This is a genomic window from Staphylococcus caeli, from assembly GCF_900097965.1.
GTDB classification, from domain to species: Bacteria; Bacillota; Bacilli; order Staphylococcales; family Staphylococcaceae; genus Staphylococcus; species Staphylococcus caeli.
This window is the reverse complement of sequence record NZ_FMPG01000001.1, coordinates 45,783-60,497: the sequence shown is the minus strand read 5'-3', so window position 1 is coordinate 60,497 and position 14,715 is coordinate 45,783. Positions and strand designations below refer to the sequence as shown.

The following is a 14,715-nucleotide window of genomic DNA, read 5'->3' as shown; positions in this document are numbered from 1 at the left end:
TCATTTTGATGAAAATACCAAAAATGAAATCAAATCAGGAGGAATTTATTTATGAGTAAAGTAATAGGTATTGACTTAGGAACAACAAATTCATGTATTGCAATTTTAGAAGGCGATGAGCCAAAAGTAATTCAAAATGCTGAAGGTGCTAGAACTACACCATCTGTAGTGGCATTCAAAAATGGCGAAACACAAGTTGGTGAAGTAGCAAAACGTCAAGCAATTACTAATCCAAATACTATTCAATCAATCAAACGTCATATGGGTACTGATTATAAAGTAGACGTTGAAGGTAAATCATATACACCACAAGAAATTTCAGCGATGGTTTTACAAAACCTTAAAAATACAGCAGAAGACTATTTAGGTGAAAGTGTAGATAAAGCAGTTATTACTGTTCCTGCATACTTCAATGATAGTGAGCGTCAAGCAACAAAAGATGCTGGTAAGATTGCTGGTTTAGAAGTTGAACGTATTATCAATGAACCAACTGCTGCAGCATTAGCATACGGTTTAGATAAAACTGAACAAGATCAAAAAGTATTAGTATTTGACTTAGGTGGCGGTACTTTTGACGTATCAATCCTTGAATTAGGTGACGGTGTATTCGAAGTACTTTCAACAGCAGGTGACAACAAACTTGGTGGGGATGACTTTGACCAAGTAATTATTGACCACTTAGTTTCAGAATTCAAAAAAGAAAATGGCGTAGATTTATCACAAGATAAAATGGCTTTACAACGTCTAAAAGACGCTGCTGAAAAAGCTAAAAAAGATTTATCTGGTGTGTCACAAACTCAAATTTCATTACCATTCATCTCTGCTGGAGAGAGCGGTCCATTACATTTAGAACTTACATTAACTCGTTCTAAATTTGAAGAATTAGCAGATTCATTAATTAGAAGAACTATGGAACCTACGCGTCAAGCAATGAAAGATGCTGGTTTATCAAGCTCTGACATCGATGAAGTTATCTTAGTAGGTGGTTCTACAAGAATCCCTGCAGTACAAGATGCAGTTAAAAAAGAAGTTGGAAAAGATCCTCATAAAGGTGTGAACCCAGATGAAGTTGTAGCAATGGGTGCTGCAATTCAAGGTGGCGTTATCACTGGAGATGTTAAAGATGTAGTATTATTAGACGTAACACCATTATCATTAGGTATTGAAATCATGGGTGGACGTATGAACACACTTATTGAAAGAAATACTACTATTCCAACATCTAAATCTCAAGTGTATTCAACAGCAGCTGACAATCAACCTGCCGTAGACATCCATGTATTACAAGGTGAACGTCCAATGGCATCAGATAACAAAACACTTGGTAGATTCCAATTAACTGATATTCCTGCTGCGCCTCGTGGTGTACCACAAATCGAAGTTACATTTGATATCGATAAAAACGGTATTGTAAACGTAACAGCTAAAGATTTAGGTACAAATAAAGAGCAAAACATTACAATTCAATCAAGCTCTGCACTTTCAGACGATGAAATTGATCGTATGGTTAAAGACGCTGAAGAAAATGCTGAAGCAGATAAAAAACGCCGCGAAGAAAGTGATTTAAGAAACGACGCAGATAGCTTAGTATTCCAAGTAGAAAAAACAATCACTGATTTAGGTGAAAATGTTAGCGAAGAAGATAAGAAAAATGCTGAAGACAAAAAAGATGCATTGAAATCTGCACTTGAAGGTGAAGACTTAGATGACATTAAAGCTAAAAAAGAAGAACTAGAAAAAGTAGTTCAAGAATTATCAGCAAAAGTATATGAACAAGCTGCACAAGCACAACAACAAGCTCAAGGTGAAAATGCATCACAAGATAGCAATGTTGAAGATGCTGATTTTAAAGAAGTTAACGATGATGACAACCAAGACAATCAAAAATAAGTGCAGTCAGCGACTAAATAATTGTTATTAATAGAAATATATGACACAATTGCTTAGCCAAATTAAGTCAAAGTCAATTGAACATTGGCTTTGACTTTTTCCTTTTTAATATAGTTTCAACAAATCTGTAAAAGGAGTGATAACAGTGGCCAAAAGAGATTACTATGAAGTCTTAGGTGTTAGTAAAGGTGCATCTAAAGAAGAAATCAAAAAGGCATACCGTAAATTATCAAAAAAATATCATCCAGATATAAATAAAGAAGAAGGTGCTGATGAGAAGTTTAAAGAAATCTCAGAAGCATATGAAGTATTAAGTGATGAAAATAAGCGTGCAAATTATGACCAATTCGGCCATGATGGACCACAAGGCGGTTTTGGTGGCCAAGGATTTGGTGGGCAAGACTTTAGTGGATTCGGTGGCGGCGGCTTCGAAGACATTTTCAGTTCATTCTTCGGAGGCGGCAGACAACAACGTGATCCAAATGCGCCGAGAAAAGGCGATGACTTACAATATACTATGACAGTTACATTTGATGAAGCTGTTTTCGGTACTGAAAAAGAGATATCCATACGTAAAGATGTAAGTTGTCATACTTGTGATGGTGAAGGTGCTAAGCCTGGTACAAAGAAAAAAACATGTCATTACTGTAATGGCTCTGGTCACGTTTCTGTGGAACAAAATACAATACTTGGAAGAGTTAGAACTGAAAAAGTTTGTCCTGTATGTAGCGGTTCTGGCCAAGAATTTGAAGAACCTTGTCCAACATGTCATGGTAAAGGAACAGAGAATAAAAATGTTAAAATTAGTGTGACGGTACCTGAGGGTGTAGACAATGAGCAACAAATTAGATTAGCTGGTGAAGGTGCACCTGGCGAAAACGGTGGACCTCAAGGTGACTTATATATTGTGTTTAGAGTTAAACCGTCCGAAAAATTTGAAAGAGATGGCGACGACATATACTATTCATTAGATATTAGTATTGCTCAAGCTACTTTAGGTGATGAAGTTAAAGTGCCTACATTAAAAGGGAGTGTTATGCTAACTATTCCTGCTGGTACACAAACAGATAAACAATTCCGCCTAAAAGAAAAAGGTATCAAAAATGTTCATGGTTATGGTTATGGCGACTTATTTGTAAATATTAATGTTGTTACACCGACTAAGGTTACTGAACGTCAAAAAGAATTGCTAAGAGAATTCGCAAAAATAGATGGACAGGAATTATCAGAGCAGCCTTCAAATTTTAGAGATAAAGCGAAAAGATTCTTTAAAGGAGAATAATATATGAACTGGACCGAAGTATCAATTATTACCAATCATGAAGCATCACCAATTATCTCTAATATACTTGAGGATTTTGGTTCGAATGGCGTTGTATTAGAGGATTCTCATGATTTAACCAATGCATTCGAAGATAAATTCGGGGAAATTTATGCATTGAAATCTGCTGATTATCCAACACAAGGTATAAGGATTAAAGCGTACTTTAATGATATTAAATATACTGCAGCCTTCAAACAAGATTTAGTTAATGCTATAAAAGATGTTCAATCGTTAGATTTATCTTTGTTTAGTTTTGAAGAACAAACTATACGTGAACAAGATTGGGAAAATGAATGGAAAAATTATTTCCACCCTTTCCGTGCTTCTGAAAAATTCACGATTGTGCCTAGTTGGGAAACATACCAACAAACAGATGCAGATGAAATGTGTATTGAATTAGATCCAGGAATGGCATTTGGTACAGGAGATCATCCAACTACAAGTATGTGTCTTAAAGCAATTGAGAAATACGTACAACCAAGTCATTCGGTAATTGATGTAGGTACAGGTTCAGGTATATTAAGTATAGCTGCACATTTATTAGGCGTTGAACGAATCAAAGCTTTAGATGTAGATGAAATGGCAGTTAGAGTTGCCAAAGAAAATTTTCAAAAAAATCATTGCGAACAAGCTATCGAAGCAGTTCCAGGAAATCTATTACAAGAAGAAACTGAAAAATTCGACGTAGTTATTGCGAATATCTTAGCGCATATCATTGAAGAAATGATAGAAGATGCCTTTAGCACACTCAATGAAGGTGGATATTTTATAACATCAGGTATCATTGAGGAAAAACATGAAGCAATCGTTAAACAAATGAAGCAAATTGGTTTTGAAATTGTTTCTATTAATCATGACAATAGTTGGGTGTGTATTGTTGGCAAGAAAGTGAGTGGTTAATATGCAAAGGTATTTTATTGATCAAACAGCTGATGCTAACCAACCATTTTCGATTACTGATCAAGGTGATATACATCATATTACTAATGTTATGCGTTATCAAGTTGGCGATAAAATTATCATCAATTTTTCAAATCAGTCTGTATACGAGTGTTCAATTCAAAGTATAAATCATAATGATATTGAATTGTCTTTAGGGGATTCGATTAATATAGATACAGAATTACCACAACACATTACGATTTGTAGTGGTCTTATTAAGGCTGATAAATATGAATGGATGTTACAGAAGTCCACCGAATTAGGTGCAAGTGCATTTATTGCTGTCGGTATGGATCGCTCTGTCGTTAAGTTAAATGAGAGCAAGCTGTCTAAAAAAATAGAACGTTGGAAAAAAATTATAAAAGAGGCAGCAGAACAAAGCTATAGATTAGTAATTCCCACTGTGTCATATCAACCATCTATAAAAGAAGTGCTATATGATTCAGAACAATATGATTATATATTGATTGCTTATGAAGATGCGGCAAAAAATGGGGAAACAAGCAACTTTAAAACTTTAGTTCAAAACTTTAAAAAAAATGACCGTATTCTTATCATTTTTGGTCCAGAAGGTGGATTATCTGAAAATGAAATCACTTTGACTGAATCCATGAGTGAGCAAATTGGACTAGGGGCGAGGATTTTAAGAGCAGAAACGGCTCCATTGTATGCGCTTAGTGCAATAAGTTACGAACATGACTTACAAACCAAGTAAATTACTATTCTAGTTAATCGGTAAAATTAAAAATCTGGATTTTAGTAATTGACCACATTAATCAGATATATTATACTATGTTATACATGGTTAAAACCATGTATTGATAATAAAGTTTCGTTGATATTTGGAGGGAGGGAAATACACATGTCTAAAACAGTAGTCAAAAAGAACGAATCACTTGAAGATGCGTTACGTCGTTTCAAACGTACAGTTTCTAAAAGCGGTACAATTCAAGAAGTACGCAAGCGTGAATTTTACGAAAAACCAAGCGTTAAACGTAAAAAGAAATCAGAAGCTGCGCGTAAACGTAAATTCAAATAATTAATTGTTTCGTTGACTCCCTCAACACCAACATTAATTATAAACCATAATAGTCTTAGTTGTGATGACAACTGAGACTATTATTTTTTTATTCACTATTTACTAAAATGTTTATCGAACTAGTGAAATTTATTATTCAAATTACAACTATACTAGTCTAGATAATTGCAAATTTAAATTATGGTTACTTGCAATAAAATATTTTAAAAATAATGATATTTCAGAGTGAAAACGCTATAATCACGTATTAATTTCATGTATAATCAAATTGAGAGCGAGGTGATAGAGTGATTCCTTCGAGTAGTTTACATACAATTTTTTCACTCAATTTTGTTGAGAATGGAAACTGGGTTGATCATATTGCAAGTATTATCGTTAGTCCTATTGGTGCTTTGATTTTGACATGTATTATTTTTCTTGGATTTCTATTTCAACTATATTCAAATAAAATTAATGCTGTCGGAATAATTGCAACATTGGCGCTATTGATATTCTTTTTAGGTTTCTTTGTAAAAGGAGATGTCAATTTATATTCCATTGTATTATTTGGAGTAGGTGTCATATTAGTTATAATTGAATTATTTGTTGTAGGTGCAATCATAGGAATTATAGGGATGGCACTTATCGTTTTCAGTATTATTACTTTAGGAGACAATTTAGTTTATATGATTGCTAATGTTGTCGTGGCACTAATATTATCAATTATTGAATGGGTGATACTTGTGAAGATTTTTAAACGTAAGATTCCATTTTTAGATAAAGTTGTATTGAAAGATTCTACAAATGCAGAAGCAGGCTATACTTCACATGAAGATCGCTCTCATTTAGTTGGTCAAACTGCAACTACATCAACAGATTTAAGACCAGCAGGAATCATTACTTTCAACAATGAACGTATCGATGCTGTATCAGATGGTTCGTTTATTTTAAGAAATAAACAGGTAACTATATTAGAGGTAGAAGGTACTAGAGTTGTTGTTAGAGAAAACGAATCATAAAGGAGAGAAAGTATGATTGGATTAATTATTATCGTAGCAATTGTAGTAATAGCATTATTATTACTATTTTCATTTGTTCCAGTTGGATTGTGGATTTCTGCAATTGCTGCTGGCGTAAAAGTTAGCATCGGAACATTAGTAGGTATGAGATTACGTAGAGTTTCTCCACGTAAAGTAATTTCACCATTAATTAAAGCTCACAAAGCTGGTTTACATTTAACTACAAATCAACTTGAATCACACTATTTAGCTGGTGGTAATGTTGACCGTGTTGTTGATGCAAATATCGCAGCACAAAGAGCAGATATTAACTTACCATTCGAACGTGGTGCAGCAATTGATTTAGCTGGACGTGACGTTTTAGAAGCAGTCCAAATGTCAGTTAACCCTAAAGTAATTGAAACACCTTTTATCGCTGGTGTAGCAATGAATGGTATTGAAGTAAAAGCAAAAGCACGTATCACTGTTCGTGCCAATATCGCACGTTTAGTCGGTGGTGCTGGCGAAGAAACAATTATCGCACGTGTTGGTGAAGGTATTGTTTCTACTATCGGTTCTAGTGAACACCACACACAAGTATTAGAAAATCCTGACAACATTTCTAAGACCGTTTTAAGTAAAGGATTGGATTCTGGTACTGCATTTGAAATTTTATCAATTGATATTGCTGATGTGGACATTAGTAAAAACATTGGTGCAGATTTACAAACTGAACAAGCGTTGGCTGATAAGAATATTGCTCAAGCTAAAGCTGAAGAACGCCGTGCGATGGCTGTTGCCCAAGAACAAGAAATGAAAGCCAAAGTACAAGAAATGCGCTCTAAAGTAGTGGAAGCAGAAGCTGAAGTTCCATTAGCTATGGCTGAAGCATTGCGTTCAGGTAATTTAGGAGTCAAAGACTACTATAATTTAAAAAACGTTGAAGCAGACACAGGCATGAGAAATTCAATAAACAAACGAACAAATCAAGAAGATGATGAATCACCGGATAAATAATTAGGGGTGATTAAATGAGTATAGGTATTATTATCTTCATAATATCTGTGATTGTAACAATAATAGGTGCTATTAATGATAATAGCCATAAAGGTAGACAGAACCAAAAACCACCAAATAATAACCAACCAAAATCTAATTCAGAGCAACCTGAAAAACGTGGCTTTTTTGATGAATTAGGTAAAACATTCAAAGAAATTGAGAAACAGTTGAATGAAGATCCAATGTCTCAACCAAAAGAGACACGTCCAACATCATATCCTAAAGAAATACAAAGTCAACCAGTAGAAACACGTGCTGAAAAAATGGAAACACCTACTTCAGATCAGTCATCTAGAACAATGAGAACGGATAATGAAACAGAAGCCGAAAAAGCTAAACGCTCCCAACAAGCAAAAGACCATCAACTTCAAAAAGAACTTGAAGCTGATCTTATGGGACAAATGCAAGATGTTCGTAGCGAAATTGATCGTGAAAATGAGAAAAAACTTCAAAGAACAGAACGCAAAGCACGTGCAATTATCGCAGATAAATATTTATCAGAAAGAACGAAGCGTTATCGTTTAAAACAGCTTATGAATGCGCACTCGATTCAAAGTACGTCTACTGGAGATCAATTCAGATTTGCTGATGATGAATTTGTTAATGGTATTATTTGGTCAGAGGTTTTAGAAAGACCTAAAAAATTATAATTTATCGCCTTATGAAATTACAATAAAGATTTCATAAGGCGTTTTTGTTTTACAGTATACCGCAATTTGAGTTGTATTTTTACTCCACAACTTAATAATTTCATTTCCAATTAGATGGATTGTTAATCTTCTGTTAAAATTAATGAAATCATGTGCATTTCAATTCACTTTAAAATAATAACTTGCTTATTCATGATATAATAATGTTGTAATAGCAATAGTTATAATCATATTGTAATAATAATTGAATTATACAAATGATATACTAGAAATTAATATTTTTGTATCTTAAAATCTAATAGGATAAAATAATAGAAACGAATATATTTGTAAAGGAGCAACTATATGCCTGGAATTATTCAAATAAGTGACATCAATGAAGCACAAGCACTCATTGGTAATAATGATGAACACCTTAAATCAATTGAGGAAGGATTTGATGTCATTGTACATGCTCGAGGTCAAGAAATTGCTGTAAAGGGAGAGCAAGTTGAGCATGTAGAAAAAGCAGAATTAGTACTTATTAATTTATTAAAAGTGATCCAACAAGGTGTGACGATATCTATAAAAGATGTTGAAGCAGCAGTGAAGATGGCTCAAAATGGTACGATTCAATACTTATTAGATTTATATGAAGATGAAATAACTAAAGATGCATTTGGTAAAACAATACGTGCTAAAACAATGGGGCAACGTCTGTATGTTAACGCAATGCATCACAATGATTTAGTCTTTGGAGTTGGACCAGCGGGAACTGGGAAAACATTTTTAGCTGTTGTATATGCGGCTAAACAATTACGTAAAGGTACCGTTAAACGTATTGTACTTACAAGACCAGCTGTAGAAGCAGGAGAGTCACTTGGATTCTTGCCTGGGGACTTGAAGGAAAAAGTTGATCCATATTTGAGACCTCTATATGATGGATTGAACACTGTGTTAGGTAGAGAACAAACCGAACGATTTATTGAAAGAGGAATCATTGAAGTAGCACCTCTGGCATATATGAGAGGTAGAACACTAGATGATGCATTTGTAATATTAGATGAAGCACAAAATACTACACATGCCCAAATGAAAATGTTCCTAACTAGATTAGGATTTGGTTCTAAAATGATTGTAACAGGCGATAAAACACAAATTGACTTACCAAAAGGCGTTAAAAGTGGTTTAAAAGAAGCTATTAAAAAGCTTGAAAATGTTAAGGGAATTAGCATTCATTATTTAGATCAGACTGATGTTGTCCGTCATCCTTTAGTTGGGAAAATTATTGATCGGTATGAAGGAGAAGAATAAATGTTTACAATAGACTTTAGTGATCATACAGATTTAGTTAAAGACGATTGGTTTACTCAAATTGATAAACTTTTAACTTTTGCCAAAGAACAAGAAGAAATCAATGAAGAAGCTGAATTATCAGTCACGTTTGTTGATAAAAATGAAATTCAAGAGATTAATAAAATGTACAGAGATAAGGATAAAGTTACAGATGTTATTTCTTTTGCCTTAGAAGAAGATGAACCAGAAATTAGTGGATTAGATATGCCTAGAGTATTAGGTGATATTATAATATGTACTGATGTGGCCCAAGAACAAGCTGAAACTTATGGTCATTCCTTTGAAAGAGAACTTGGCTTTTTGGCGTTGCATGGCTTTTTACATCTACTAGGTTATGACCATATGAACGAACATGACGAGAAACAAATGTTTAGTAGACAAGATCAAATACTTGATGCTTATGGCTTATCTAGAGATTAGAGGCAATTATGAATCGATTTAAATATGCATTGCAAGGCATACTTACGTTACTAAAGAAAGACCATAAATTCTTATTACATCTCATAATTGCTATAATTGTAATGTTTTGTGGTTTTATATTTAATATTACAATAACAGAATGGTTTTTCATCATTTTTGCAATTGGTCTAGTTCTTGCTTTTGAAGCTATTAACACTGCAGTTGAGTTGGTGGTTGACTTAGTAACATCGGATTATCATATATTAGCTAAAAATGCTAAAGATATTGCAGCATTTAGTGTTTGCTTAGTTTCAATTGTAGCTTTTATCATTGGAATTATTATATTTTGTCCCTATATTTTTAAATAGTAGTGTATTTTTATGGAAATTGTTTATACTAGAAGAGACAGATATAATTATATAAAAGTTTAAAAATACCAACATTTTATGTTGAATAGGAGAGATTAAATAATGGCTTATCAACCGCATTATTTTACAGAAGTAAGAAAAGCACAAGCAAATGCTTATGCACCATATAGTAATTTCAAAGTTGGTGCATATTTAAGAACTAAAGATGGGAAGAGCTATTATGGTGGAAATGTAGAAAATGCGGCATATCCAATGGCTATATGTGCTGAAAGATCTAGTCTAGTTGCAGCAATTGCTGATGGTTATCGTCCAGGAGACTTTGAATCAATTACAGTAACTGTAGATGCCGATAAACCATCATCACCCTGTGGTGCATGTAGACAAGTTATGAAAGAATTATGTGATGATGATATGCCTGTCTATATGACGAATCAAGATGGAGAAATGATTGCTTCAACGGTCAACGACTTATTACCTTTAGGATTTTCTGGAAAGGATTTAAATTAATGAATGAACACAAATCAGGTTTTATATCAATTATCGGTCGACCAAATGTAGGGAAATCAACATTTGTTAACCGTGTTATCGGACATAAAATTGCAATCATGTCTGATAAAGCTCAAACTACAAGAAATAAGATACAAGGTGTAATGACACAAGAAGATGCTCAAATCATATTTTTAGATACACCTGGGATACATAAACCTAAACATAAATTAGGGGACTATATGATGCGTGTTGCTACCAATACACTGTCTGAAATCGACGCAATCATGTTTATGGTTAATGTCAATGAAGACATCGGTAGAGGTGATGAGTATATTATGGATATGCTCAAGACTATTAAAACACCAGTATTCTTAGTGCTAAACAAAATAGATTTAGTACATCCTGATCAATTAATGCCAAGAATAGAAAAATATAAAAAATATATGGATTTCACTGAAATTGTTCCAATTTCTGCGCTTGAGGGACTTAATGTTGATCATTTTATTAATGTAATCAAGTCTTATTTGCCTGAAGGTCCTAAATACTACCCAGATGATCAAATCTCTGATCATCCTGAACAATTTGTCGTTGGTGAACTTATCCGAGAAAAAATACTCCATTTAACTAGCGAAGAAATACCACATGCTATAGGTGTCAATGTTGATCGTATGATTAAAGAGGATGAAGATAGAGTGAGAATTGAGGCTACTATTTATGTAGAAAGAGATTCTCAAAAAGGTATTGTTATAGGAAAAGGTGGTAAAAAACTTAAAGAAGTCGGAAAGCGCGCGCGCCAAGATATTGAAAGATTACTTGGCTCGAAAGTTTATCTAGAACTTTGGGTGAAAGTACAAAAAGATTGGCGTAATAAAGTTAATTTCATTCGTCAAATGGGTTATTTGGAAGATCAAGATTAATTTGAAAGTCGGTGTGTTCGTATGTTAATCAAACAAAAAGGTATTATTATTAAAACTGTTGATTATGGCGAATCCGATAAAATTATTACGATACTTAACGAATTTGGTGCGAAAGTGCCACTTATGGTGAGAAAAGCTAAAAAGAGTAAGAGTGGATTGCAAGCTAATACACAATTATTTGTGTATGGCTTGTTTATTTATTCTAAATGGAAAGGTATGGGGACGCTCAGTTCTGTTGATGTCATAGATCAACATTATCATCTGCGTTTAGATATTTACGAAAGCAGTTTTGCTAGTCTCTGCGCAGAAACAATTGATCGCTCATTAGAATCAAATGAAGTGTCACAATATAGTTATGAATTATTACATTTTGTTTTAGACAAAATCAAAAATGGAATATCTGCGCAATTGATGTCTGTAGTTGTTTTGCTAAAATGTATGACTCGATTTGGATTTAACGCTATTTTTGATAAATGTGTTATTACAGATGATAATGATCAATCTAAACTTATAGGCTACAGCTTTAAATTTGACGGTGCTATTTCGCAAAACGTCAGCTATCAAGATCCACATGCCCTGATATTATCCAATAAAACATTGTATTTACTTGATATTCTTCAAAAATTACCTATTAGCCAAATGAGCTCGTTAAGTATTCATGCAGAAATTGTGGATGAAATGTCTCAGCTTGTGATATTGCTCTATAAAGAATATGCAGGTATGTATTTTAAAAGTCAGAAGTTAATCAATCAATTGCATCGTTTAGATAATTTGTCATAATTAATTATTTTTCAGACCTTTCGAAAATTTCGTTAGGTCTGTTTTTTAATTAATTCAAATCAAAATTACGACGAATGTATTATATATATACAAAAATAGAAAATGCCCATCAAATTGTCGTTTAGATATGACAAGATTGATGGACATAGATTCAATGACTATTAAAAGTCATAGTGTTATATTAAAATTTAGTTTTTTCAGCTAAAAATGCTTTTAATTCTGAGATTGGCATACGGATTTGCTCCATAGTATCTCTGTCACGTACAGTTACTTTTTCGTCTTCCAATGAATCGAAATCAAATGTGATACAGTATGGCGTTCCAATTTCATCTTGACGACGGTAGCGTTTACCAATAGATTGAGATTCATCAAAATCTATTGAGAAATCAGCACTTAATTCTTCAAATACTTTTATTGCATCGCCAGATAATTTTTTACTTAGAGGTAATACGGCTGCTTTATAAGGTGCTAGAGCAGGGTGGAAATGTAATACTGTTCTTGAATCCTTACTTCCTTCTACACCTTCTTCATCATAAGCATCACATAAGAATGCCAATGTTACACGATCAGCACCTAATGAAGGCTCGATACAATATGGAATATATTTTTCTCCTGTTTCTTGATCGTGATATTGGAAATCTTCTCCCGAATGTTCACTATGTTTTTTCAAGTCAAAGTCCGTACGGCTAGCAATACCCCAAAGCTCTCCCCAACCAAATGGGAAACGATACTCGATATCAGTAGTCGCATTAGAGTAGTGCGATAATTCGTCATCATCATGATCACGTAAACGCGTATTAGCTTCACTTAAATTTAAATCTTTAAGCCATTGGCTAGCAAAAGTTTTCCAGTAATTTTGCCATTCAATTTCTTCACCCGGTTTACAGAAAAATTCTAATTCCATTTGTTCAAATTCACGTGTTCTGAAAATAAAGTTACCAGGTGTAATTTCGTTACGGAATGATTTACCTACTTGACCAATACCAAAAGGTAATTTTTTACGCATTGTACGTTGTACATTTTTATAGTTCACAAAAATACCTTGTGCCGTCTCAGGACGTAGGAAGATTTCGTTTGTTGAATCTTCAGTAACACCTTGGAAAGTTTTGAACATTAAATTAAATTGACGAATATCTGTCCAATTTGCTGTACCACTTACAGGACACACAATGCCTTCTTCATCAATAATTCGTTTCATTTCATCGAAACTTAAACCATCAGCAACAAAATTTTCGTCACCTTTTTCGTTTAACATATAGTCTTCAATGATTTTATCAGCACGATAACGAATTTTACTATCCTTATTATCGATCATTGGATCGTTAAAGTTACCTAAATGACCTGAAGCTTCCCAAGTTTTAGGATTCATTAAAATAGCAGCATCAATACCAACATTATATGGTGATTGTGTAATGAATTTTTGCCACCAAGCTTTTTTAACATTATTTTTTAATTCAACACCTAATGGACCGTAATCCCACGTATTTGATAAACCACCATAAATATCACTACCAGGGAATACAAAACCTCTATGTTTCGCTAACGAAACAATTGTTTCCATATCTTTTGCCATCTGAAATACACTCCTTTTAACATAAAAACGTCCCAAGACATAGAAAAAGCCAAAAACTTAATCTATATCTTGGGACGAGTTAATCATTTTTAATCACATATTAAAAATATGTGTTAGTTTACTGAATTGAATTTAACCCGCGGTTCCACCCAAATTAGTGTGTACACTCGCTTTTAAAAATCATTTAGTTGTAGCCATTCATACCTGTTAAGCTTTCACTATCCTTAACTCGCTTTAGATATAATTTTAATAGATTAAATCTTGATAAGCAAGTAAATATATGTATTTGTAGCAATTTAAAATTCAATGTATAATTAAGAAGAATGAAAAAAGGGGTGAGTGTTATCGAACTAAGTAAAAGGCAACAACAAATTGTTGAAATTGTAAAAAATAATGGACCTATTACAGGTGAGCATATAGCTGATCACCTTAGTTTAACCAGAGCAACATTAAGACCAGATTTAGCAATCTTAACGATGTCTGGCATTTTAGAAGCGCGACCTAGAGTAGGTTATTACTATTCAGGAAAGCCCAAGAACAAACTCATAGAAGATGAACTTAAAAAATATGTCGTCAAGGACTATTCATCACATCCTGTTGTAGTCAAAAGTGAAATGTCTGTTTACGACGCAATATGCACAATATTTTTAGAAGATGTGAGTACGCTATTTGTAATCAATGAAAATGGTGATTTCATTGGCGTTTGTTCTCGTAAAGATTTGTTGAGAGCCTCAATGATTGGTGATGATATACATACAATGCCCGTAAACATTATCATGACACGTATGCCAAACCTAAGCTTTGTTCTAGAAACTGAAAGAGTAATGATTGCTGCCAATCTCATGATAGAAAAAGAAATAGATTCTTTACCTATTGTAGTACAAAAAGACAATGGTAAATATGAAGTTAAAGGACGTATATCGAAAACGACAATCACAAAAATATTTGTATCATTATTAAATGAATAGGATGG

16 protein-coding genes are annotated in these 14,715 nt (G+C 33.4%); 15 read left to right on the top strand and 1 reads right to left on the bottom strand.

Going from position 1 to position 14,715, the window contains the following annotated elements; translation table 11 throughout:
- Nucleotides 1-51 precede the first annotated feature (51 nt).
- The 14 genes from dnaK to recO all read left to right on the top strand — a co-directional run bounded on the left by dnaK (nt 52) and on the right by recO (nt 12,169).
- Entirely contained in the window at nt 52-1,890 is a 1,839-nt protein-coding gene (dnaK, locus tag BJS11_RS00335) for a molecular chaperone DnaK (RefSeq protein WP_069995950.1), read from the top strand.
- 145 nt (nt 1,891-2,035) lie between these two features.
- Nucleotides 2,036-3,172, top strand: coding sequence for a molecular chaperone DnaJ (dnaJ, locus tag BJS11_RS00330; RefSeq protein WP_069995952.1), 1,137 nt, complete (start codon nt 2,036-2,038; stop codon nt 3,170-3,172).
- 3 nt (nt 3,173-3,175) lie between these two features.
- Nucleotides 3,176-4,114: a 50S ribosomal protein L11 methyltransferase gene (gene prmA / locus BJS11_RS00325; RefSeq protein WP_069995954.1), complete on the top strand. Its 939-nt coding sequence runs from the start codon at nt 3,176-3,178 to the stop codon at nt 4,112-4,114.
- Nucleotide 4,115: 1 nt separating this feature from the next.
- A complete protein-coding gene (locus tag BJS11_RS00320; protein ID WP_069995956.1) occupies nt 4,116-4,871 on the top strand; it encodes a 16S rRNA (uracil(1498)-N(3))-methyltransferase in 756 nt (251 codons plus the stop codon).
- A 147-nt stretch (nt 4,872-5,018) separates the two neighbouring features.
- Nucleotides 5,019-5,195 carry a 30S ribosomal protein S21 gene (rpsU, locus tag BJS11_RS00315; protein WP_002483157.1) on the top strand — a complete coding sequence of 59 codons (177 nt, stop codon included), beginning with the start codon at nt 5,019-5,021 and terminating at the stop codon, nt 5,193-5,195.
- Nucleotides 5,196-5,509: 314 nt separating this feature from the next.
- A complete protein-coding gene (locus BJS11_RS00310; RefSeq protein WP_374699937.1) occupies nt 5,510-6,193 on the top strand; it encodes an NfeD family protein in 684 nt (227 codons plus the stop codon).
- Nucleotides 6,194-6,205: 12 nt separating this feature from the next.
- Entirely contained in the window at nt 6,206-7,189 is a 984-nt protein-coding gene (floA, locus tag BJS11_RS00305; protein ID WP_069995960.1) for a flotillin-like protein FloA, read from the top strand.
- Nucleotides 7,190-7,203: 14 nt separating this feature from the next.
- Nucleotides 7,204-7,881, top strand: a complete 678-nt coding sequence (locus BJS11_RS00300; protein WP_069995962.1) for a hypothetical protein — start codon at nt 7,204-7,206, stop codon at nt 7,879-7,881.
- A gap of 345 nt (nt 7,882-8,226) precedes the next feature.
- On the top strand, nt 8,227-9,174 hold the full coding sequence (locus BJS11_RS00295) for a PhoH family protein (protein ID WP_069995963.1): 948 nt from the start codon (nt 8,227-8,229) through the stop codon (nt 9,172-9,174).
- Nucleotides 9,175-9,636, top strand: coding sequence for an rRNA maturation RNase YbeY (ybeY, locus tag BJS11_RS00290; RefSeq protein WP_069995964.1), 462 nt, complete (start codon nt 9,175-9,177; stop codon nt 9,634-9,636).
- A gap of 8 nt (nt 9,637-9,644) precedes the next feature.
- Nucleotides 9,645-9,983, top strand: a complete 339-nt coding sequence (locus BJS11_RS00285) for a diacylglycerol kinase family protein (protein WP_069995965.1) — start codon at nt 9,645-9,647, stop codon at nt 9,981-9,983.
- A 102-nt stretch (nt 9,984-10,085) separates the two neighbouring features.
- Nucleotides 10,086-10,490 carry a cytidine deaminase gene (gene cdd, locus BJS11_RS00280; RefSeq protein WP_069995966.1) on the top strand — a complete coding sequence of 135 codons (405 nt, stop codon included), beginning with the start codon at nt 10,086-10,088 and terminating at the stop codon, nt 10,488-10,490.
- A complete protein-coding gene (gene era / locus BJS11_RS00275; protein ID WP_069995967.1) occupies nt 10,490-11,389 on the top strand; it encodes a GTPase Era in 900 nt (299 codons plus the stop codon). Before cdd ends, era begins: the two co-directional genes overlap by 1 nt.
- A 21-nt stretch (nt 11,390-11,410) precedes the next feature.
- A complete protein-coding gene (gene recO, locus BJS11_RS00270; RefSeq protein WP_069995968.1) occupies nt 11,411-12,169 on the top strand; it encodes a DNA repair protein RecO in 759 nt (252 codons plus the stop codon).
- A 181-nt stretch (nt 12,170-12,350) separates the two neighbouring features.
- On the opposite strand, the gene BJS11_RS00265 is transcribed toward recO, so the two are convergent.
- Entirely contained in the window at nt 12,351-13,742 is a 1,392-nt protein-coding gene (locus BJS11_RS00265) for a glycine--tRNA ligase (RefSeq protein WP_069995969.1), read from the bottom strand.
- Between the two features lie 323 nt (nt 13,743-14,065).
- Here BJS11_RS00265 and ccpN point away from each other — a divergent pair, with 323 nt between their 5' ends.
- Nucleotides 14,066-14,710: a transcriptional regulator CcpN gene (gene ccpN / locus BJS11_RS00260; RefSeq protein WP_081333118.1), complete on the top strand. Its 645-nt coding sequence runs from the start codon at nt 14,066-14,068 to the stop codon at nt 14,708-14,710.
- Nucleotides 14,711-14,715 lie beyond the last annotated feature (5 nt).

Coding starts and splice junctions, on each gene's coding strand:
- dnaK (WP_069995950.1), top strand. CDS start 52: ATGAGTAAAGTAATAGGTATTGACTTAGGAACAACAAATTCATGTATT.
- prmA (WP_069995954.1), top strand. CDS start 3,176: ATGAACTGGACCGAAGTATCAATTATTACCAATCATGAAGCATCACCA.
- BJS11_RS00320 (WP_069995956.1), top strand. CDS start 4,116: ATGCAAAGGTATTTTATTGATCAAACAGCTGATGCTAACCAACCATTT.
- rpsU (WP_002483157.1), top strand. CDS start 5,019: ATGTCTAAAACAGTAGTCAAAAAGAACGAATCACTTGAAGATGCGTTA.
- floA (WP_069995960.1), top strand. CDS start 6,206: ATGATTGGATTAATTATTATCGTAGCAATTGTAGTAATAGCATTATTA.
- BJS11_RS00300 (WP_069995962.1), top strand. CDS start 7,204: ATGAGTATAGGTATTATTATCTTCATAATATCTGTGATTGTAACAATA.
- BJS11_RS00295 (WP_069995963.1), top strand. CDS start 8,227: ATGCCTGGAATTATTCAAATAAGTGACATCAATGAAGCACAAGCACTC.
- ybeY (WP_069995964.1), top strand. CDS start 9,175: ATGTTTACAATAGACTTTAGTGATCATACAGATTTAGTTAAAGACGAT.
- BJS11_RS00285 (WP_069995965.1), top strand. CDS start 9,645: ATGAATCGATTTAAATATGCATTGCAAGGCATACTTACGTTACTAAAG.
- cdd (WP_069995966.1), top strand. CDS start 10,086: ATGGCTTATCAACCGCATTATTTTACAGAAGTAAGAAAAGCACAAGCA.
- era (WP_069995967.1), top strand. CDS start 10,490: ATGAATGAACACAAATCAGGTTTTATATCAATTATCGGTCGACCAAAT.
- recO (WP_069995968.1), top strand. CDS start 11,411: ATGTTAATCAAACAAAAAGGTATTATTATTAAAACTGTTGATTATGGC.
- BJS11_RS00265 (WP_069995969.1), bottom strand. CDS start 13,742: ATGGCAAAAGATATGGAAACAATTGTTTCGTTAGCGAAACATAGAGGT.
- ccpN (WP_081333118.1), top strand. CDS start 14,066: ATGAAAAAAGGGGTGAGTGTTATCGAACTAAGTAAAAGGCAACAACAA.